Raw genomic sequence first — 18,948 nt, 5'->3', positions numbered from 1 at the left:
ATGCCCGAATGCGCTATCGTGCCTCGCCCTTCCGAGCCGCCGTCAGACCGGATGTTCGACCGGTTTCGGCTGGTCGGGCCGCTGATTCTGCTCCACCGGCCGGTTCTGGGCGGGCAGTTCGCGCAGCCGCGGGATCGGCGAGAAAACCACCCACAGTCCGGAGGCCACCGCTCCGATCGCGGCGATCCAGAGTGCGGGCCGCAGGCCCAGGGTGGAGCCCAGCAGGCCGCCGAGCAGCGAACCGAGCGGCCGCACGCCGTAGTTGACGGCCTGGTAGGCGCCGAACACCCGCGAGCGCAGGTCGTCGGGGATGCACGCGGCGAAGATCGTGCCGGCGGAGATGTCGAGGATCATCACGCCGACGCCGGACAGGAACTCCGCGCCGAACAGCAGCGCGGCGGCGGTGGCGGTCGAGCCGCCGGCCAGCGGGATCAGCAGCAGCGGCGCGGGGAACAGGACCAGGCCGAACAGGAACGCCGGGCCGACGCCGATCCGGGCGGCCAGCCGTCCGGTGACCGCCGCGCCGAGCAGCGTGCCGACCGCCGCGGCGGCCAGCACCGCGCCCAACAGGCCCGGACTGAAGCCGAGTTCACGCGTCGCGTAGAGCACGAACAGCGCGCCGATGACGAAGGTGAACAGGTTGACGGTCGCGGTGCCGAGCAGCGAGGCCCGCATCACGGGGGAGCGGCGGATCCAGCGCAGGCCCTCGCCGGCCGAGCCGCGCCCGGCCTCGGCGGGCGGCGGCTCCGCCGGGTCGATCCGGTGCAGGAACAGCGCGGACACCAGGAAGGACAGCGCGTCCACCACCAACGCCATGGGCGCCGCCAGCAGTTGGACCAGCAGGCCGCCGAGGCCCGGGCCCGCCACGTAGGTGGCGGCGCGGCTGCCGTTGATCAGCGCGTTGCCGCGCAGGTACTGGTCGGCGGGGACGAGCGCGACGAACAGCGGCGGGTTGCAGACGTTGAAGAACACCGACAGCGAGCCGACGGCCAGCACCACGGCGTACAGCTGGACCAGCGTCAGCGCGCCCGCCGCCCAGGCCGGCGGCACCGTCAGCAGCACCGCGGCGCGCCCCAGGTCGGCGGCGATCATCACCCGGCGGCGGCGCCCGTAGCGGTCGGCCCAACTGCCCGCGTGCAGCGACAGCAGCAGGTACGGCAGGTAGCCGGCGGCGGCCAGGTAGCCCATCTGCGCGGCGTCGGCGTGCAGCGCGGACACCGCGATCAGCGGGATCACCAGCAGGGTGATCTGGTCGCCCAGCGAGGAGACGGTCTGCCCGCTCCAGTAGCGGCGGAAGGCCGGCTCGCGCAGCAGCGGGGGTATCAGCGGGCGGCCGGTCACGGGCGCACGTCCGTCGGGACGGCCAGTCGGATCAGCTGGACCGCGCGTGCGCCGTCCGGCCGGTCGGCCGTCCGCTCCACGTACGGCCGGGTCAACTCCTCGATGCGGGCGTTGAGTTCGGCGAGCTCCTCGGCGGTGACGCGGACCACGGTGTCGCCGAAGCCGGCCGCCTCGCGCCACTCGGGCGGGTCCTCGGCGCGGTGCGCCAGCCAGGCGGCGGCGCGGGCGAACCAGCCGTCCAGCACGGCGCGTTGCAGGGTGTCGACGGCGGCGGCCTGCTCGGGGTCGGCGGGGGAGGCGTCCCAACCGGTGAACGCGGCGGTGGCCTGCCAGGGCTTCTCCCGACCGCGCCCGCCGCCGGCCTCCTCCACCAGTCCGTACTTGGCGAGTTGGCGCAGGTGGAACGAGCAGCTGGCGACGGACTCGGTACCGAGCAGCTCCGCGGCGCGGGTCGCGGTCAGCGGCCCGTGCACGCGGAGCAGGCCCACCAGAGCCATCCGGGTCGGGTGGGCGTAGGCGCGCAGGGCGCGCGGATCGGTCAGCCGAACGGTCGGCGGCGGTTCGCTCATGATGGAAAGCTATCTTTCTAAAAGATGCTTTACAAGCGAGCGGACCGGCCGCCGACCGTCACGGTCGGTGCGGGATCGACGGGATCGGCGGGATCAGGACGCCGGGCCCACCCGGACGGTGGTCAGCTTGCCGTCCTGGGTCTCGCGGACCACCTCGATCTTGGTGTTGGTGTCCGGCACCTTCACCCCGAGCTGCGGGATCGCCGGGTCGCTGTACACCCCGCTGTGGTCGTTGAACGCGGGCACCGCCGGCTCCGACGGAACCTTGGTCGCCACGCCCGCCTTGTGCAGGGTGAACGCGTCGGTCTTCTTCAGCGAGAACGTCGCGTCGTAGGGCTGCGAACGCCCGTTGGTGAGCGAGCCGTCCGCGAACCGCAGCGCCTTCGGGTGCGCGTCCACCGGTAGGATCAGCCCGCCGCCCAGGTGGTCGACGGTGTTGTTGTCGCCGTAGGAGGTGTCCCACAGCCACACCAGCACACCCTCCTGGTACGGGTAGTTGTCGATCACGTCGCTCTTGCCCGGCACGCCCGAGTACCCGAAGTTGTACGGCCCGGTCTTCAGGAACGCGCCGTAGCCGGCGTAGCGGCGGTTCTCCACCAGGTACGCCCGCGGGTGCTGCTTGACGACGTTCTTGCCGTGGACGACGGAGAACCCGACGGCCGCCCAGTCGCCCGGGCCGCCCTCCGCGCCGTCGGACAGCAGCACCGCGCCGTCCGCGGTCAGCTTCACCGCGTCCACCAGCACGCCCTTGCCGTGCGTGTTGGTGTCGGAGGTGACGTGGAAGCGCACCTGCACCTGCTTGCCCAGGAACCCGTCCAGCGGGATGTGCAGCTGCTTCCAGCCGCCCGAACTTCCGCTCAGGCCGGGGGTCTTGGCGCTGGTGTCGCCGATCGGCTGCCCGTCGACGGTGCCGTGCAGCGGCGTCCAGGTGCGGCCGCCGTCGGCGGAGGCCTCGACGGTGAAGAAGTCGTAGTCCTGCTCGGTGTCCCACCAGGCGGCCGTGTCCAGGGCGGCCGAGGAGGTCTTCCCGGTCAGGTCCACGGTGCGGGCCAGCGAGGCGTCCATGTTGTCGCCGGTGTCGCTCCACCAGTGCGCGCCGCCCTCGAAGGGGTCGGTCAGCGAGGTCGTGGTCGAACCCGGCGGCAGGTGCACCAGGACGGCCTGCGCCTGGTCGGTGTTGTAGCCGGACACGCCCAGGGTGTGGCTGGAACGGGTCGCGGCCTGCGCCTCGTCGTAGTTCAGCCAGCCCATCTGCAGCTTGCTCCAGGCGTCCAGGTCGCCCGGGTACGCGCCGGTGGTGTTGCGTCCCTTGCCCAGGTACGAGCCCGAGGACATCAGCGACCAGAAGGCGACGGAGTTGTCACCGCCGTTGGTCGAGTACAGGTCCGGCAGGCCCAGGTTGTGCCCGAACTCGTGGGAGAACAGGCCGACCCCGCTGTTCTCGCCCGCCTGCACGTAGTCGTACACGTACAGGCCGGTGTCGCCGACCGGCGCGCCGCCGATCCGGTTGCCCGCCGGGCCGGTCTGCCCGGCCGGGTCGGGGAAGGTCCAACTGCGGTGCGCCCACAGGGCGTCGCCGCCCTGCGCGCCGCCGCCCCAGGTCTCGTCGACGCCGGCGTGCACCACGATCACGTTGTCGAGGTAGCCGTCCGGCTCGTCGAAGTTCCCGTCCTTGTCGAAGTCGTAGCGGTCCTGGACGTCGTACTGCGCCAGCTCCGCCTTGACGTTCGCCGCCGAACGGCCCTTGGCGATCTCGCCGTCGTACCAGGCCTTGGTGGCGTCGCGGACGAACTCCTGCGCCTGGGTCCAGCCGCCGCCGCCCTGCGGGCCCTTGTTGGAGCCGTAGCGGGCCTCGTTCCACGGCAGGGTGACCCAGTCGGTGACGGTGCCCTCGATGTCGTACCGGCCCGAGGACTGGGTGCGGTAGAAGTTGCGCATCGAGTTCGCGCCCGGCGCGTCGTCGAAGAACATCTTCTGGTAGGAGTCGCGGCTGAAGTCGCGCTGCCAGTAGGTGTGCGTGTCGTTCGCGCCAGGCTGCGGAATCCGGTTGTGCTGCGGGCCCGGGGTGCCGCCGTAGCGCGGCTTGCCGTCGTACAGCGTGGTGTTGTCGACCTGGTCGCCGAACTGGGCGAGGATCACGAACACCTTGTCGGTGCGCTGGTGGGCCAGCTGGACGTAATCGTTGCCGATCTTGACCTTGGCCGGGGTGGTGCCCTTGTTGCTCTTGGCGACCTTGCCCTGGTTGACCTGCGCCATGGCCTGCGCCTTCAGCGCCTGCCGGGCCCGCTCCTGCGGCGGCAGCGGCGACGGCGGGGCCTCACGGCCCTCCTCCGCCCGGTCGACCGTCAACCGGCCTGCGGCAGCGGACGGTTCGGCGTGGGACGGGACGGCGGACAGCGCTATCGCGCCGGTGGTCAGCGCAGCCAGAAGGGCTGTGGAGAGTCTGCGCAAGTGACCTGCTCCTTGGTTGAAGGGGAGGTAAAGGAATGGGCGGTAATATTTCACATGTCATGCATCATGTGGAAGGGGTTGCGCCCAACTCCCGACGCAGGAACTCCAGTTCCACCGCCACCACGCGCTCCAGCTCGCCGTCCGGCAGCATGTGGCTCACCCCGGGCAGCGGAAGCACCGCATGCGGACGGCCCGCCCGGGTCAGCGCCTGCGACAGCAGCATCGTGTGCGACGGGTGCACGTTGTCGTCCGCCAGGCCGTGGATCAGCAGCAGCGGACGGCTCAGCGCCGGCGCGTCGGCCAGCAGGCAGTCCGCCTCGTAGCCCTCCGGGTTGTCCTGCGGCAGACCCAGGTAACGCTCGGTGTACGCCGTGTCGTACAGCCGGAAGTCGGTCGGCGGTGCGCCCGCGCTCGCCGCGTGGAACACGTCCGGGCGGCGCAGCACCGCCAGTGCCGCGAAGTACCCGCCGTACGACCAGCCGCGCGCGCCCACCCGGGACAGGTCCAGGTCCGGGTGCACCGCGGCCAGCGCCTGCAGGGCCGCGACCTGGTCGTCGATCGCCACCTGCGAGAAGCGGCGGAAGATCGCCCGGGTGAACTCCGGCGACACGAACGGCGTGCCGCGGTTGTCGACGGTCACCACGGCGAAGCCCTGGTCGGCCCACCACTGCTTCAGCTGCCAGCGGCGCGGCTCGTTCGCCACCGCCTGGAAGCCCGGGCCGCCGTACACGTCCAGCAGCACCGGCAGCCGCCGGCCCGCCACGTGGCCGCGCGGGTACAGCACCGCCGTCGGCAGGCCGTGCTCGGTGACGCGCTGCAGCAACGGCTGCGGCCGGTAGGGGAGTTCGGCGGACAGGTCGGCGAACGGGACGTGGCTGCCGGTGCCGGTGTGGCGCCACTCGCGGCGGATGCCGTCGAGGTCGGCCGAGGTGAGCAGCAGCACGCCCTCGCCGTGCGCGGCCACGGTGTGCACGCCCGGGTCCCCGGTGAGCCGCTGCGGGGTGCCGCCGTCCGGGTCGAGCAGGAAGACCTGCTGGTCGGCCGGGTCGCCGTCGCCGGCCTCCACCAGCAGGCCGCCCTGCCACGGGCCGAGGACGCGCCGGACCTGCAGGCTCTCGTCGGTCAGCGGCTTGCCGTCCAGCGCCAGCCCGCGTGCCGCCGGGGTGTCCGCCGAGGTCAGCACCCGTCCGTCGGACAGCCGCAGCGGGGTGCCCGGCAGCGGGTCCACCCAGAACTCGTCCTCGGTGCGCGAGAGTTCACGCGTCACGCCGGTCGCCGGGTCGGCGCTCAGCAGCAGCACCCGCTGCTGGAGGCGGTCCGCGACGGTCAGCAGGAGCTCCGCGTCGCCGTCCCACTCCGCGGCCAGCAGGTACGGGAAGTCGACGTCGTCCCAGCGCAGTCGGACCTGCTCGCCGTCCAGCCGCAGCACCCAGAGCTGGACGTCCGCGTTCGGGCCGCCCGCCTGCGGGTAGGCGAACGAGTCGGCCGCCCGCTCCGGGTGCGCGAGGTCGCCCAAGTGCCGCATGGGAAGCGCGGATTCGTCCACCCGGGCGGCCAGCACGGCGGCGCCGTCGGGCGACCACCAGTGGCCCCGGGAGCGGCCCAGCTCCTCCGCCGCCGCGAACTCCGCGACGCCCCAGCGGGCCCCGTCCGCCGGGCTGAGCCGGCCGCCCGGCACCAGGTGCAGCGCGTCGTCGGCGACGTACGCGACGCGGGTGCCGTCCGGGTTCGGTCGCGGGTCCCACGCGGGCCCCGCGACGGGGAGTTCCGCGCACTCGCCGGTTGCGGTGTCGCACCGGAACAGGCGGCCGTCGAGGGTGAAGACGGCGGTGGCGAGGTCGGGGGTGGCGGCGAACCAGCCGATGCCGGGCGCCCAGATCCGGACCCGCTCGCGCAGGTGGCGCTCCACCGGCGGCAGGTCGGCGACCGCGCCGGTGCGCTCGGGCGCGAGCGCCGACGGGTCGGCGACCAGGCGCTCCTGATGGGTCGTCAGGTCGTAGCTCCACAGCCGCTCGACCGGGTCGGTCGGGCCGGTGGAGCGCAGGAACAGGGCGCGGCTCGCGTCGGCGGCGAGGGTGACCGCGCGTGGGGAGCCGTAGCCGAAGCGGCCGGTGGCGGCGCTCAGCGCGAGAAAGGTGTCGGTGTGGGTCACCTGCCGATGGTGGCGGCAGGAGGGTCGGTTCGGCTAGAAGTGTGACCTGTGAAATGTCACACAGCACGAATGTTCGTCCGGTGCCCATGGGCGGGCCACCCGGTGCGGGTGGCCCGTCGGGGTGTCAGCGGGCGGCGCGGAGCTCCTCCAGCAGCATGCCCTGGTCGGCGAGCAGCTCGGTGAGTATCCGGCGGGCGGTGCGCAGCAGTTCGGCGACGTCGGCGCCGGCCAGGGCGTAGACCACCGTGGAGCCCTCGCGGGTGGAGGTGACCAGGCCGGAGCGGCGCAGGATCGCCAACTGCTGGGAGAGGCTGGACGGTTCGACGTCGAGCTCGGGCAGCAGGTCGCGGACGGGCGTCGGCCCGGCCTGGAGCAGTTCGAGCACTCGGATCCGGACCGGATGGCCGAGCATCCGGAAGAACTCGGCCTTGGCCTGGTACAGCGGTACGGGCATGCTTCCTCCCCTTGTTTCCGGCGGCCCGCAGGCCGCCGCCCCGCGCTCAGACCTCCAGGGACGCCTCGATCCGCTTCAACTGGTGCCGGGCCATCGCCAGGTTGGACCGGCTGCGGTTGAGCGCGAGGTAGAGGAACAGGCCGCGCCCGCCCGTCGTGGTGAGCGGGCGGATCAGGTGGTACTGGCCGGTCAGGGTGACCAGGATGTCCTCGATGCCGTCGTCGTGGAGGTTGAGCATCTCCATCGCCCGCATCTTGGCACGGACCAGGTCGGTGTTGGCGGCCGCGGCGACATTCAGGTCGATCTCGCCTCCGTCGCCCAGCGTCCCCAGGGCCATTCCGCTGCCGTAGTCCACCAGGGCCACGCCGATGGCGCCTTCGATGGTCATGGCTTCCTTGAGCGAGGTTTCGAGATTCGCCATCGCCTGTCCTCCTGCTGTTGCGGCCGGGTCGGTCGGCACGACTGTAGGAACCGGATCGCAGTTCGGCCGAGTGTTGAGCGAAATCGTTCGAAGCTGGACGGTTTCCGATCGAGAAGTGCCGGACCGGTGACCACTTGAAGACATTTGCACATCAGGATGTGAACACTTCGCCCGAACGCCCGCCCCGGAACGTGACGGACCCGGGAGCGGTATCCAGCTCCCGGGTCCTCGAGGTGCCACCCAATTGCTCTGCGTCGGCACGTTTAAGGCCGAGGGTCACTCTCACGACGTCGTGCTTTGCCATTGAAGCTACCGCGCCACGGAGAGGCGCAGGCGGGAGTCGAACCCGCATCCGACGTCACCGGCCCTCGACCGGTCGATCCGGCGCTCGGCGGCGAATGCTGAGACGTGAGCGAGAGTCTGAGTTTCACGGGGCTGCCTCTGCCATTTGGGCCACCCCGGCGCGTGATGGTGCCGGGGGGAGGATTCGAACCTCCACCGTGTACCCCGAAGTCAGCTTCAACTTCAGTGTCAGCTTGCGCTTTTCGCGCCACCCCCGGTCTCACCCGGGGGGCTCTTGGGGCTACCCGAACAGGTAGCCGAACACGGCGTCGCCGACCCGGCGGTCGGTGACCTCCGCGGCGTTCGCCTCCTCACGGGCGAACTGCACCGCCTGCTGGAGCTTCTCCACCCGCTCCAACAGCTCGTTCACCCGCCGCGCCGGCAGCGCGCCGGAGAACTTCACGGTCGTCCAGTACCCGATCGCGACGTCCTCGTAGTACACCTCGACCTGCGCCGGGTGCTTCTCCGTCGCCTCCGCCTTCACGTGGTTGCGCGGCACCTTCTTGGTGCGGATGGTGCGCACCGCCTCGGTCTTCCACGCGTCCGAGGACGGGTCGTGCGACCAGAACTCGGCGGCGTCCAGCACCGGCAGCTTGCGGACGAACGTCCGCAGGTCGGTCAACTGCTTCTCCAGGAACAGCAGGTACGTCACGGGCACACCGGCCACCAGCGTCCGCCCGTCCACCACCACGTCCGCCCGGGCCTCGGTGTTGGCCCAGTCCTTCGTCGCGGTGACGTCGAACAGCCGGGTGAGCGTGGCGGCGGTGGCCCGCATCACGTCCTCCGCCTTGACCTGGACCCGGGTCGACTCGGGCGGCAACTGCTCGCCCTCCTCGTCCTTCGGCTGGTACGACCGGGAGATGCCGGCCAGCAGCGCGGGCTTCTGCAGGTCCTGGTGAGCCTGCGTCAGCTCCTGGAACGACTTCGACTTGACGCCTTTTTCCACGGCGATGATCTGGTTCAACTTGGCCACGGCGAGGACGCTAACGGAACGCCCGTTCGATCCGCACCCGGTTTTCCGGACGCTCGCCGCCGCCCCCTTTTCGATCACCCCCGGCAGCCGTCCGATCACGCTTCGCACCAGCGTCCGGAACCCTTTTCAGCTGCCGGAAAACTCGGCTGTTGATGTCACTCCAGACGGGTAATCTCAGGCTGAGATGCTCGATCACCACACCCCACGCACCCGCTGCGCCCCGTCGCCCGCCCGGGCCACGGCCCCGCAGCCGCAGGCGTCGCCGTCTGCGACCCCGTCCAGCCACACCCACGGGAAGAAAAGGTGACGCCAGTGCACGGCAACCCCACGCCCGAAGAGCAGCTCAGCCCCGCCGAGCGCTACGCGGCCTCCCGCGAGCGCGCCAGGGAGCAGGCAACGGCCCTCTACGGCTTCCAGCAGTTGTACGACTTCCCGCTCGACGACTTCCAGATCCGCGCCTGCGAGACGCTGGAGAGCGGCAAGGGCGTCCTGGTCGCCGCCCCCACCGGCAGCGGCAAGACCATCGTCGGCGAGTTCGCCGTCCACCTGGCGCTGGCCGCCGGGCGCAAGTGCTTCTACACCACGCCCATCAAGGCGCTGTCCAACCAGAAGTACGGAGACCTGGTCAAGCGCTACGGCCAGGCCAAGGTCGGCCTGCTCACCGGCGACAACTCCGTCAACGGGGACGCCCCGGTCGTCGTGATGACCACCGAGGTCCTGCGGAACATGCTGTACGCGGGCTCCAGCGCCCTCGACGGCCTCGGCTACGTGGTGATGGACGAGGTCCACTACCTCGCCGACCGGTTCCGCGGCGCCGTCTGGGAGGAGGTCATCATCCACCTCCCCGAGTCCGTGACGCTGGTGTCGCTCTCCGCGACCGTCTCCAACGCCGAGGAGTTCGGCGACTGGCTGGACACCGTCCGCGGCGGCACCGAGGTGATCGTCTCCGAGCACCGCCCCGTCCCGCTCTGGCAGCACGTGATGGCCGGCAACCGGATGTACGACCTGTTCGCCAGCCCCGACCGGGACGGCCGCCCCAAGGGCAGCGTGAAGAACCCCGCCAAGGCCGTCAACCCCGAACTGGTGCGCCTGGCCCGCTCCGAGAGCGACCGCGGCCGCGACCGGTTCGCCCGCGGCCGAGGCCGCTCGATGCCCGCCGGCCGCCCCGGCCGGGTCTGGACGCCCAGCCGCGTCGACGTCATCGACCGGCTCGACGCCGAAGGCCTGCTCCCCGCCATCACCTTCATCTTCAGCCGGGCCGGCTGCGAGGCCGCCGTCCAGCAGTGCCTCAACTCCGGCCTGCGCCTGAACCGGGACACCGACCGCCTCAAGGTCCGCCAGTTCGTCCAGGAACGCTGCCGCGACATCCCCGACGAGGACCTCAACGTGCTCGGCTACTTCGAGTGGCTCGACGGCCTGGAGCGCGGCATCGCCGCCCACCACGCCGGCATGCTGCCCCGGTTCAAGGAAGTCGTCGAGGAACTCTTCGTCCAGGGCCTGGTCAAGGCGGTCTTCGCCACCGAGACCCTCGCCCTCGGCATCAACATGCCCGCCCGCTCGGTGGTCATGGAGAAGCTCGTCAAGTGGAACGGCGAGACCCACGCCGACATCACCCCCGGCGAATACACCCAGCTCACCGGCCGGGCCGGCCGCCGCGGCATCGACATCGAGGGCCACGCCGTGGTCCTGTGGCAGCGCGGCCTCGACCCGGAGGCGCTGGCCGGCCTGGCCGGCACCCGCACCTACCCGCTGAAGTCGTCCTTCCGACCGTCCTACAACATGGCCGTCAACCTGGTCGGCCAGTTCGGACGCCACCGCTCCCGCGAACTGCTGGAAACCTCCTTCGCACAGTTCCAGGCCGACCGCTCGGTCGTCGGCATCTCCCGCCAGGTCCAGCGCAACGAAGAAGGCCTCGACGGCTACCGCGAGTCGATGACCTGCCACCTCGGCGACTTCGACGAGTACATGTCGCTGCGCCGGAAACTCAAGGACCGCGAGAACGAACTCGCCCGCGAAGGCTCCACCCAGCGCCACGCCGCCGCCGTCGAAGCCATCGAGCAGCTCAAGCCCGGCGACATCATCCACGTCCCCACCGGCAAGTTCGCCGGCCTCGCGCTCGTCCTCGACCCCGGCCTCCCGCCGGACGTCCGCGGCCGGCACGGGCGCACCGGCCCCCGCCACCCCGACTACCAGGACGGGCCGCGCCCCGTCGTGCTCACCGCCGAACGCCAGGTCAAGCGCCTCGCGATGATCGACTTCCCGTACCCGGTCGCCGCCATGGACCGGATGCGCATCCCCAAGTCCTTCAACCCGCGCAGCCCGCAGTCCCGCCGCGACCTCGCCTCCGCCCTGCGCACCAAGGCCGGCCACCTCGAACCCGAGCGCTTCCGCAAGGGCCGCGCCGCCGCCGCCGACGACCCCGAGATCGCCCGGCTCCGCAGCGCCCTGCGCCAGCACCCCTGCCACGGCTGCGACGAACGCGAGGACCACGCCCGCTGGTCCGAGCGCTACCACCGCCTCCACCGGGACACCGAACTGCTGGAACGCCGCATGCGCTCCCGCACCCACACCATCGCCCGCACCTTCGACCGGGTCTGCGGCCTGCTCACCGAGCTCGGCTACCTCAGCGGCGACACCGTCACCGCCGACGGCAAGCGCCTCGCCCGGCTCTACGGCGAACTCGACCTGCTCGCCTCCGAATGCATCCGCGAAGGCATCTGGGACGGCCTCGCCGCCGCCGAACTCGCCGCCTGCGCCTCGGCGTTGGTCTACGAGGCCCGGCAGTCCGACGACGCCACCGCCCCCCGCGTCCCCGAAGGCGGCGCCAAGGACGCGCTCGGCCGGATGGTCCGCATCTGGGGCAAGCTCGACGCCCTGGAGGAACAGCACAAGATCTCCACCGACGAGGGCGTCGGCCAGCGCGAACCCGACCTCGGCTTCGCCTGGGCCGCCTACCGCTGGGCCCTCGGCCACGACCTCGACGCGGTCCTCCGCGACGCCGACATGCCCGCCGGCGACTTCGTCCGCTGGACCAAGCAACTCATCGACGTCCTCGGCCAGATCCAGGACGCCGCCGGCGACAACCTCGAACTCCGCCGCACCGCCCGCAAGGCCGTCGACGGCATGCGCCGCGGCATCATCGCGTACTCCTCCGTCGGGTAACCGCTTTTCCGCACGCGAAGGGCCCGGTCACTCTCCTTGAGCGGCCGGGCCCTTCGCGGTTCAACGGGTGGCCAGGACCTCCAGGAGGCGGGTGAGGGAGGTGCCGAGGGCCCAGCGGTCGGCGAGGGCTTCGAGGGCCATGGGGTCGCGGGGCTCGTGGGGCAACTGGGGGTCGAAGGGCGGGAGTTGGATGTCGGTGGCGACGCGGACGACGGTGCGGGCGACGTCGAGGTAGGGGGCCGCTTCGAGGAGGTTCTTGCGGCGGGCCGGGGTGAGATTGGAGGCGGGGTCGGCGGCGGCGGCCCGGACGGCCGGCAGGTCGCCGTAGGTCTGGATCAGTTGGGTGGCGGTCTTCTCGCCGATGCCCTTGACGCCCGGCAGGCCGTCGCTGGCGTCGCCGCGCAGGGCGGCGAGATCGGCGTAGGAGGAGCCGGGGACGCCGTACTTCTCCAGGAGCGCCGCGTCGTCCATGCGCTGGGCCGCGCCGATGCCCTTGGCCGGGTAGAGGACCGTCACCGCGCGGGCGTCGTCGACCAGTTGGAAGAGGTCGCGGTCGCCGGTGACGATCTCGACCGGGCCGGTGGCGCGGGTGGCGAGGGTGCCGATCACGTCGTCGGCCTCGTAGTCGGGGACGCCGACGCGGGCGATGCCGATCGCGTCCAGCACCTGCTCGATCACCGGGACCTGCGGGGCGAGGGTGTCCGGCACCTCCTCCTCGCCGTCGGTCGCGGCCTCCGCCACCCGGTGGGTCTTGTAGGTGGGGATGAGGTCGACCCGCCACTGCGGACGCCAGTCCGCGTCCATGCAGGCGACCAGGTGGTCCGGGCCGTGGTCCTGGACGAGGCGGGTGATGAAGTCGAGCAGGCCGCGCACCGCGTTCACCGGCTCGCCCTGCGGGGAGCGGAGCGAGTCCGGGACGCCGAAGTAGGCGCGGAAGTAGAGGCTGGCGGTGTCGAGCAGCATCAGGCGCGGTGCGTGGGGTGGGGTCACCCCCCCGATCATGCCGTATGCCGGTGACAGTCAGGGCCTGACGCGGGGTCAGTGCGGGTGGGGGCCCGAGCGGTGGATCGGGCCGTGGGCGTCCTCGCAGTGTTCGCGGGCCTCCTGCTCGGCGGCCGCCGCCGCGCTGCTGGACGAGATCTGCAGCAGCCCGTCCGCGTCGCCCGTGCCGCCCGCGCCGACGTGGTCGACCTGGAGGGTGGCGTGGGTGATCCGGTAGTCCTCGCGCAGCCGGCGCTGCAACTCGTGCTGCACCGCGTGGCAGTCACCGCCCGGCGCGACCAGGATGTGCGCCGACAGGGCGGGCTGGTTGGAGGTGATCTCCCAGATGTGCAGGTCGTGGATCTCCTCCACCTGCGGCGTCGCCACCAGCCGGTCCGCGACCTGGTCGGGGTCGATCCCGGCGGGCGCCGCCTCCAGGAAGATCCGCGCCGAGTCCCGCACCAGCCCGATCCCGGCCCGCAGCATCAGCGCCACCACCACCAGCGAGGCGATCGCGTCCGCCCGGACGAACCCGGTGAGCAGTACCACCGCACCGGCGACCGCCGTCGCGACGAACGCGTACAGGTCGGTCAGGACGTGCTGGAAAGCGCCTTCCACGTTCAGCGAGGACCGGTTCGCCTTCGACATGCACCAGGTCGCCGCGATGTTCACCACCACGCCCACCAGTGCCGTCACCAGCACCAGCGACCCCGTCACCGCCGGCGGCGCGATCAGCCGGGCGACCGCCTCGTACCCCAGCCACGCCGACAGCACCAGCAGCGTCACCCCGTTCGCCTGCGCCGACAGGATCTCCGCCCGCTTCAGCCCGTACGTGTAGCCGCCGCGCGCCGGACGGGCCGCCAGCCGCATCGCCACCAGGGCCAGCGCGATCGACGCCGCGTCGGTCAGCATGTGCGCCGCGTCCGAGATCAGCGCCAGCGACTGCGCCGCGAAGCCGACCACGACCTCGCCGGCCATGAACACCACCAGCAGGATCAGCGCGCTCCACAGCCAGCGGCGGTCGGCGTCCGCCGAGACGGCGTGGCTGTGACCGCCGTGACCGCCGTGGCCGCCGTGGCCGCCATGGTCGTCGTCGTGGCCGCCGTGCTCGTGGTCGTGCTCGTGGTCCGCCATCGAGGGTCCCTCCGCTCCGGTCTCCGACCCCGAAGTGAACCCCAATTCGGAGGAAGATCCAAAGGCTGCACTGGTGACCGTTGTCGTTCTCCTGTAGGCCATTCGGGTCAGGTAGGGTGCGGCCCGCATCCGCGCAGGTCGTGCGGGTTTTCGAGCCACCGACGGGGGAGCGGAGCGATGGCGGAGCAGGTGCCGCTGAGAGTGATCGCCAAGGAGTGGGGTCGGATCGGCGTCCTCGGGTTCGGCGGGCCGCCCGCGCACATCCTGCTGCTGCGCCGGCTGTGCGTGGAGCAGCGCGGCTGGCTCGCGGCGAGCGAGTTCGAGGACGGCATCGCCGCGACCAACCTGCTGCCCGGTCCGGCCTCCACCCAGCTGGCGATCTTCACGGCCTGGCGGGTGCGCGGCACGGCCGGGGCGCTGGTCGGCGGGGCGGCGTTCATCGTGCCCGGGCTGGTGCTGATCCTGCTGCTGGCCGCGCTGTTCCTGGCCGGCGACCCGCCGCGCTGGGTGCTCGGTGCGGCGGCCGGGGCGGGCGCGGCCGTTGCGGCGGTGGCCGTGCAGGCCGCGGGCGCGCTGGTGCCGGCCAGCCTGCAGCGCTCGGGCGGTGGCGCGGCCCGGGTCCGCTGGGTCTGCTACCTGCTGCTCGGCGCGGCGGCGGCGATCCTCACCGGACCGTGGCTGGTGCTCGTCCTGCTGGCCACCGGCGCCGCCGAGATCGCCTTCCGGCGCCCCGCCCGCCGAACCAGCCGAACGGGTGACACCGCACCGCCCCGACCCGAGGGTGACGCCCCTCGGGCCGCCCTGCCACTGCTCGTCCCCGGCCTGGCCGCGACCGGCGGACTCGGCGCGCTCGCCTGGGTCGCCCTCAAGGTGGGCGCGCTCTCCTACGGCGGCGGCTTCGTGATCATCCCGCTGATGCAGCAGGACGCGGTGCACCGCTACCACTGGATGACGGACGGTCAGTTCCTGAACGCCGTCGCCCTCGGCCAGATCACCCCCGGCCCGGTCGTCCAGACCGTCGCAGTGGTCGGCTACGCGGCGGCGGGCGTGCTCGGCGGACTGTTCGCGGCGGCGGTGGCGTTCGGCCCGTCCTTCCTGCTCGTCCTGCTCGGCGCCGCCCACTTCGACCGCCTGCGCGCCAACACCGCCGTCCAGGACTTCCTCACCGGCGCCGGCCCGGCCGTCATCGGCGCCATCGCCGGCTCCGCACTCCCGCTGGCGCTGGCCCTCCACCAGCCGTGGCAGTACGCGATCCTGGGCCTCGCCGCGCTGTGGCTGCTCGTCCTGCGCCGGGGCGTCGTCCCCTGCCTGCTGGCCGCCGGCGCTCTCGGCACCGTCGCCGCCCTGTGCGAACTCGCGCTCCCGTAGCAGGAGTTGGTGTCTCGATGTCGGAAAAACCGCTCCCTGCGGGGCGGGGCGAGTGGTAGCCATGGACCATGAGGCCGAAATTTCGAACGAAGGACAATCGCACGGTCCGCTTCGGAGACCACGTCTGGGCCCAGAACGGTGAGGGCCCGTTCGTCATCACCGGGTGGCTCCCGTACGGCGACCGCAGCCACCTGCAGTTGGACCTGGTGGGGGGTGGACCCAGCGGGTCCATGCGGGTCCACGCCCCGGAGGACATCACGCTCTACTACCTCGCCGTGCGGCCCCGTTAGCAGAGCTGTGGACTCGCCGTGTTCCTCGCGACGGCGCTCAGGCGGCCGGGACGGGCGCCGGGCGGGTCGCGTGGACGAGGGCGCGGGCGACGCGGAGGTCCTCGCCCTGTTCCGGGTGCCACTGGACGCCGAGGGCGAAGCCGGGGCCCTCGACGGCTTCGACGGTGCCGTCGGCGGCGTGGGCGCAGACGGTGAGGCCTTCGCCGAGGCGGGCCACGGCCTGGTGGTGGTTGGTGGGGACGGTGACCGAGGGCTCGGGGAGGAGGCCGGCGAGCAGGGTGCCGGGGACGGGGTGGATCGCGTGCCGGTTGTACCCGGTGCGGGTGCCGCGGTGTTCGAGATCGGGGCCGACGACGTCCGGCAGGTGCTGGATCAGTGAGCCGCCGCAGACCACGTTGAGCAGTTGCATGCCCCGGCAGATGCCCAGCAGCGGGGTGCCGGCGGCGAGGGCAACGCGGATCAGCGCGGCTTCCCACAGGTCGCGTTCGGGGGCGTCGGCCACCGTCTCCGGGTGGGCGGGTTCGCCGTAGAGGGCGGGGGAGACGTCCTCGCCGCCCGCGATCACCAGGCCGTCCAGGCGGGCCACCGCGGCCGCCGCGTGCTCGGGGGCGTCGGGCGGGAGCATGACGGCGATGCCGCCGACCTGCTGGAAGAGCGCCGGGTAGCGCTCGGGGAGCAGCACCGAGCGCATGGAGTCCCACCGGCCCCAGGCGGCGTCGAGGAGGAAGGTGCTGATCCCGATCACGGGGCGAGAGGTCATGGCGCGGATTCTGTCGCGCGGTCGCGCCCCGGGTGGTGCGACCCACGACCGATGTGCGCCCCGTCAGGCGCGTGGAGCACAGAATGCGCCCCGGTTGGCGTACCTGGATCACCCGGACGGCGGTTGTGCGCGATTCTCACCCGAATCTCATCGCCGAACCCCGGATTCCGGCCGCGCGCTGATTTCCCGTTTATCCGCGGCCCCCTAGGGTCGTGGGTGTGAGTGAGCAGCAGATTCCGGCCGGGTGGTACCCGGACCCCGTCGACACCGACAGCGACCCCCGCCCCGAGCGCTGGTGGGACGGCAAGGGCTGGACCGCCAGCACCCGCCCGGCCTCGGCCGCCCCCGCCGACACGCCCGCGCCCGCAGCCACGGCCACGGCCACGGCCACGGACACCGAGGCCGCGCCCGGCACGCCGACCGACGCCGTGCCGCCGCCCGCGCCCGGCACGCCCGCGCCCGGCATGCCCGGCGTCGAGGACACCACCGTCCTGGAGGGCACCGTGCTGGACGCCTCCGGGCAGTCCGTCCACTACCCGCCGCCGCCCCCGTACGCCGAGCTGCCGCCGTCCAAGCCGCGCCGCCGCCCGTCCAGGCCGGTACTGATCACGGCCGCGGTGGCCGCGCTGCTCGGCCTGGCGGTCGGCTCCGGCGCCACCTACCTGGTGATGGACGGGCGCACCGACAAGTCCGCCTCCGCCCGGCCGTCCCTGGAGGGCCGGTCCGGTCACCAGGGCAGCGGCGACGGCGGCCAGAACGGCCAGAACGGCCAGAACGGCCAGAACGTCCCGGGCGACGGCCTGCCGAGCTTCCCCGGCCAGGGCGGCGGCAGCGGTGGCAGCGGCGGCAACAGCAACGGCAAGGGCGTCGCCGTCGACCTCGTCAACGGCATCTCCCTGCCGGTCCCCAGCGGCTGGAAGGGCGGCACCAGCTCCGACGGCTTCGCCGGCGCCACCGTCGGCGACTACACCTGCGCCGACGGCCAGGGCAGCTGCTCGCTCGGCGGTGTCACCACGGGCCGGATCGCCGGCACCGGCAACGGCGGCGGCACCGACGTCAAGCAGGCCGCGCAGCAGGACATCGAGAACGCCGCCAAGGAGGCGTACCCCGACATCACCGGCCACCAGGAGCTGAAGAGCGAGGCGGTCACGGTGGCCGGCCGCTCCGGCTACCTGGTGCGCTGGCAGGTGACGGTGTCCAAGGGCAACAGCGGGTACGTGCAGACGGTGGTCTTCCCGACTGCCGACGGCAAGGCGCTGACCGCCGTCCACTTCGGCTTCGACATCGCCGACAAGGCCCCCGGCCTCGATCAGATGGACACCATCCTCAAGGGCATCGCCACCTTCCAGGGCGGACCGGGCGCCGGCACCACCACCTGAAGCGGCACCGCAGCGCGGCTCAACTCCCGTCCCGTAGAAGGGTGTTGAGCCGCGCTGCCTGCCGCACCAGATGGTCCCGCTCGGCCACCGCCCCGGCTTTCGCCGCGGCCTGCGCGTACAGCCGGGCCGCCGCCCGCAGGTCGCCGGCCCGCTCGTGCAGGTACGCGGACGCGGCGGTGTGCCGGGGCAGCGTGTCGTCCAGCGCAGCGAGCGCGGCCAGACCCGCCCGCGGGCCGTCCGCCTCGCCGACCGCGACGGCCCGGTTCAGGCGCACCACGGGGCTGTCCGTCAGCGCGGCCAGTTCGTCGTACCACTCGACGATCTGCACCCAGTCGGTCTCCTCGGCGGTCGGCGCGTCCGCGTGCAGCGCCGCGATCGCGGCCTGCGCCTGGAACTCGCCCAGCCGGTCGCGGGCCAGCGCCGCCTGCAGAATCGTCACGCCCTCGGCGATCATCGCGGTGTCCCAGCGGCCGCGGTCCTGCTCGGCCAGCGGGACGAGACTGCCGTCCGGCGCGGTCCGACCGGCCCGGCGGGCGTGGTGCAGCAGCATCAGCGCCAGCAGGCCCGACACCTCCGGGTGGTCGATCCGGGCCGCCAGCTGCCGGGTCAGCCGGATCGCCTCGGCCGCCAGGTCGACGTCCCCCGAGTAGCCCTCGTTGAACACCAGGTACAGCACCCGCAGCACCGTCGCCGGGTCGCCCGGCCGGTCCAGCCGCGCCCCGCCCACCGTCCGCTTCGCCCGGCTGATCCGCTGCGCCATGGTCGCCTCCGGCACCAGGTACGCCTGCGCGATCTGCCGGGTGGTCAGCCCGCCGACCGCGCGCAGCGTCAGCGCCACCGCCGAGGCCGGTGTCAACGACGGGTGCGCGCACAGGAAGTACAGCTGCAGCGAGTCGTCGGCGTCCGGCACCGGGCCGGGCTCCGGCTGGTCCTCCACCAGGTCCTCGCGGCGGCGGCGCGAGGCGTCCGAACGGGCCGCGTCCAGGAAACGCCGCCAGCCGACGGTGATCAGCCAGCCCTTCGGGTCGCGCGGCGGATCGGCCGGCCAGGTCCGCACCGCCTCCAGCAGCGCCTCCTGCACGGCGTCCTCGGCGGCCGCGAAATCCGCGCCGCGCCGCACCAGGACGGCCAGCACCTCGGGCGTCAGGACACGCAGCAGCGCCTCGTCCAT

The 18,948-nt window shown here is 72.6% G+C and carries 14 protein-coding genes; 3 read left to right on the top strand and 11 right to left on the bottom strand.

Annotated elements, in window-relative coordinates; translation table 11 throughout:
- Nucleotides 1-42: 42 nt before the first annotated feature.
- The 7 genes from AMK19_RS05330 to AMK19_RS05300 all read right to left on the bottom strand — a co-directional run bounded on the left by AMK19_RS05330 (nucleotide 43) and on the right by AMK19_RS05300 (nucleotide 8,703).
- A complete protein-coding gene (locus AMK19_RS05330; protein WP_073808568.1) occupies nucleotides 43-1,341 on the bottom strand; it encodes an MFS transporter in 1,299 nt (432 codons plus the stop codon).
- Complete coding sequence (locus tag AMK19_RS05325; protein WP_073808566.1) at nucleotides 1,338-1,910, bottom strand: winged helix-turn-helix domain-containing protein; 573 nt, start codon at nucleotides 1,908-1,910, stop codon at nucleotides 1,338-1,340. Before AMK19_RS05325 ends, AMK19_RS05330 begins: the two co-directional genes overlap by 4 nt.
- Before the next feature lie 93 nt (nucleotides 1,911-2,003).
- The gene (locus tag AMK19_RS05320) at nucleotides 2,004-4,361 is read right to left on the bottom strand and encodes an immune inhibitor A domain-containing protein (protein WP_241844257.1); all 2,358 of its coding nucleotides are present in this window, start codon (nucleotides 4,359-4,361) and stop codon (nucleotides 2,004-2,006) included.
- Nucleotides 4,362-4,425: 64 nt separating this feature from the next.
- A complete protein-coding gene (locus AMK19_RS05315; RefSeq protein ID WP_073808565.1) occupies nucleotides 4,426-6,513 on the bottom strand; it encodes a S9 family peptidase in 2,088 nt (695 codons plus the stop codon).
- A gap of 124 nt (nucleotides 6,514-6,637) precedes the next feature.
- Nucleotides 6,638-6,967: an ArsR/SmtB family transcription factor gene (locus AMK19_RS05310; RefSeq protein WP_073808563.1), complete on the bottom strand. Its 330-nt coding sequence runs from the start codon at nucleotides 6,965-6,967 to the stop codon at nucleotides 6,638-6,640.
- A 46-nt stretch (nucleotides 6,968-7,013) separates the two neighbouring features.
- Nucleotides 7,014-7,388, bottom strand: coding sequence for a hypothetical protein (locus AMK19_RS05305; protein WP_073808561.1), 375 nt, complete (start codon nucleotides 7,386-7,388; stop codon nucleotides 7,014-7,016).
- Nucleotides 7,389-7,971: 583 nt separating this feature from the next.
- Nucleotides 7,972-8,703: a DUF7873 family protein gene (locus tag AMK19_RS05300; RefSeq protein WP_073808560.1), complete on the bottom strand. Its 732-nt coding sequence runs from the start codon at nucleotides 8,701-8,703 to the stop codon at nucleotides 7,972-7,974.
- A gap of 312 nt (nucleotides 8,704-9,015) precedes the next feature.
- On the opposite strand from AMK19_RS05300, the gene AMK19_RS05295 reads away from it, so the two are divergent.
- On the top strand, nucleotides 9,016-11,865 hold the full coding sequence (locus AMK19_RS05295) for a DEAD/DEAH box helicase (protein WP_073808558.1): 2,850 nt from the start codon (nucleotides 9,016-9,018) through the stop codon (nucleotides 11,863-11,865).
- Between the two features lie 60 nt (nucleotides 11,866-11,925).
- On the opposite strand, the gene AMK19_RS05290 is transcribed toward AMK19_RS05295, so the two are convergent.
- Together AMK19_RS05290 and AMK19_RS05285 are read right to left on the bottom strand one after the other, a co-directional pair.
- On the bottom strand, nucleotides 11,926-12,828 hold the full coding sequence (locus tag AMK19_RS05290) for a 5'-3' exonuclease (protein WP_083646513.1): 903 nt from the start codon (nucleotides 12,826-12,828) through the stop codon (nucleotides 11,926-11,928).
- A 75-nt stretch (nucleotides 12,829-12,903) separates the two neighbouring features.
- Nucleotides 12,904-13,980: a cation diffusion facilitator family transporter gene (locus AMK19_RS05285; RefSeq protein WP_073808555.1), complete on the bottom strand. Its 1,077-nt coding sequence runs from the start codon at nucleotides 13,978-13,980 to the stop codon at nucleotides 12,904-12,906.
- Nucleotides 13,981-14,157: 177 nt separating this feature from the next.
- On the opposite strand from AMK19_RS05285, the gene chrA reads away from it, so the two are divergent.
- Nucleotides 14,158-15,348: a chromate efflux transporter gene (gene chrA / locus AMK19_RS05280; RefSeq protein WP_073808554.1), complete on the top strand. Its 1,191-nt coding sequence runs from the start codon at nucleotides 14,158-14,160 to the stop codon at nucleotides 15,346-15,348.
- Nucleotides 15,349-15,675: 327 nt separating this feature from the next.
- Here the strand turns inward: chrA and AMK19_RS05270 are convergent, their stop codons facing one another.
- Nucleotides 15,676-16,398: a gamma-glutamyl-gamma-aminobutyrate hydrolase family protein gene (locus AMK19_RS05270; RefSeq protein WP_073808551.1), complete on the bottom strand. Its 723-nt coding sequence runs from the start codon at nucleotides 16,396-16,398 to the stop codon at nucleotides 15,676-15,678.
- 218 nt (nucleotides 16,399-16,616) lie between these two features.
- On the opposite strand from AMK19_RS05270, the gene AMK19_RS36425 reads away from it, so the two are divergent.
- Entirely contained in the window at nucleotides 16,617-17,777 is a 1,161-nt protein-coding gene (locus AMK19_RS36425; RefSeq protein WP_073808549.1) for a DUF2510 domain-containing protein, read from the top strand.
- 19 nt (nucleotides 17,778-17,796) lie between these two features.
- On the opposite strand, the gene AMK19_RS05260 is transcribed toward AMK19_RS36425, so the two are convergent.
- Nucleotides 17,797-18,948: an RNA polymerase sigma factor gene (locus AMK19_RS05260; RefSeq protein ID WP_073809497.1), complete on the bottom strand. Its 1,152-nt coding sequence runs from the start codon at nucleotides 18,946-18,948 to the stop codon at nucleotides 17,797-17,799.

The sequence above is a fragment of the Kitasatospora sp. CB01950 genome, assembly GCF_001905465.1.
Taxonomy (GTDB): domain Bacteria; phylum Actinomycetota; class Actinomycetes; order Streptomycetales; family Streptomycetaceae; genus Kitasatospora.
The sequence above is the reverse complement of the archived record's forward strand: the minus strand, read 5'-3'. Positions and strand labels throughout refer to the sequence as shown.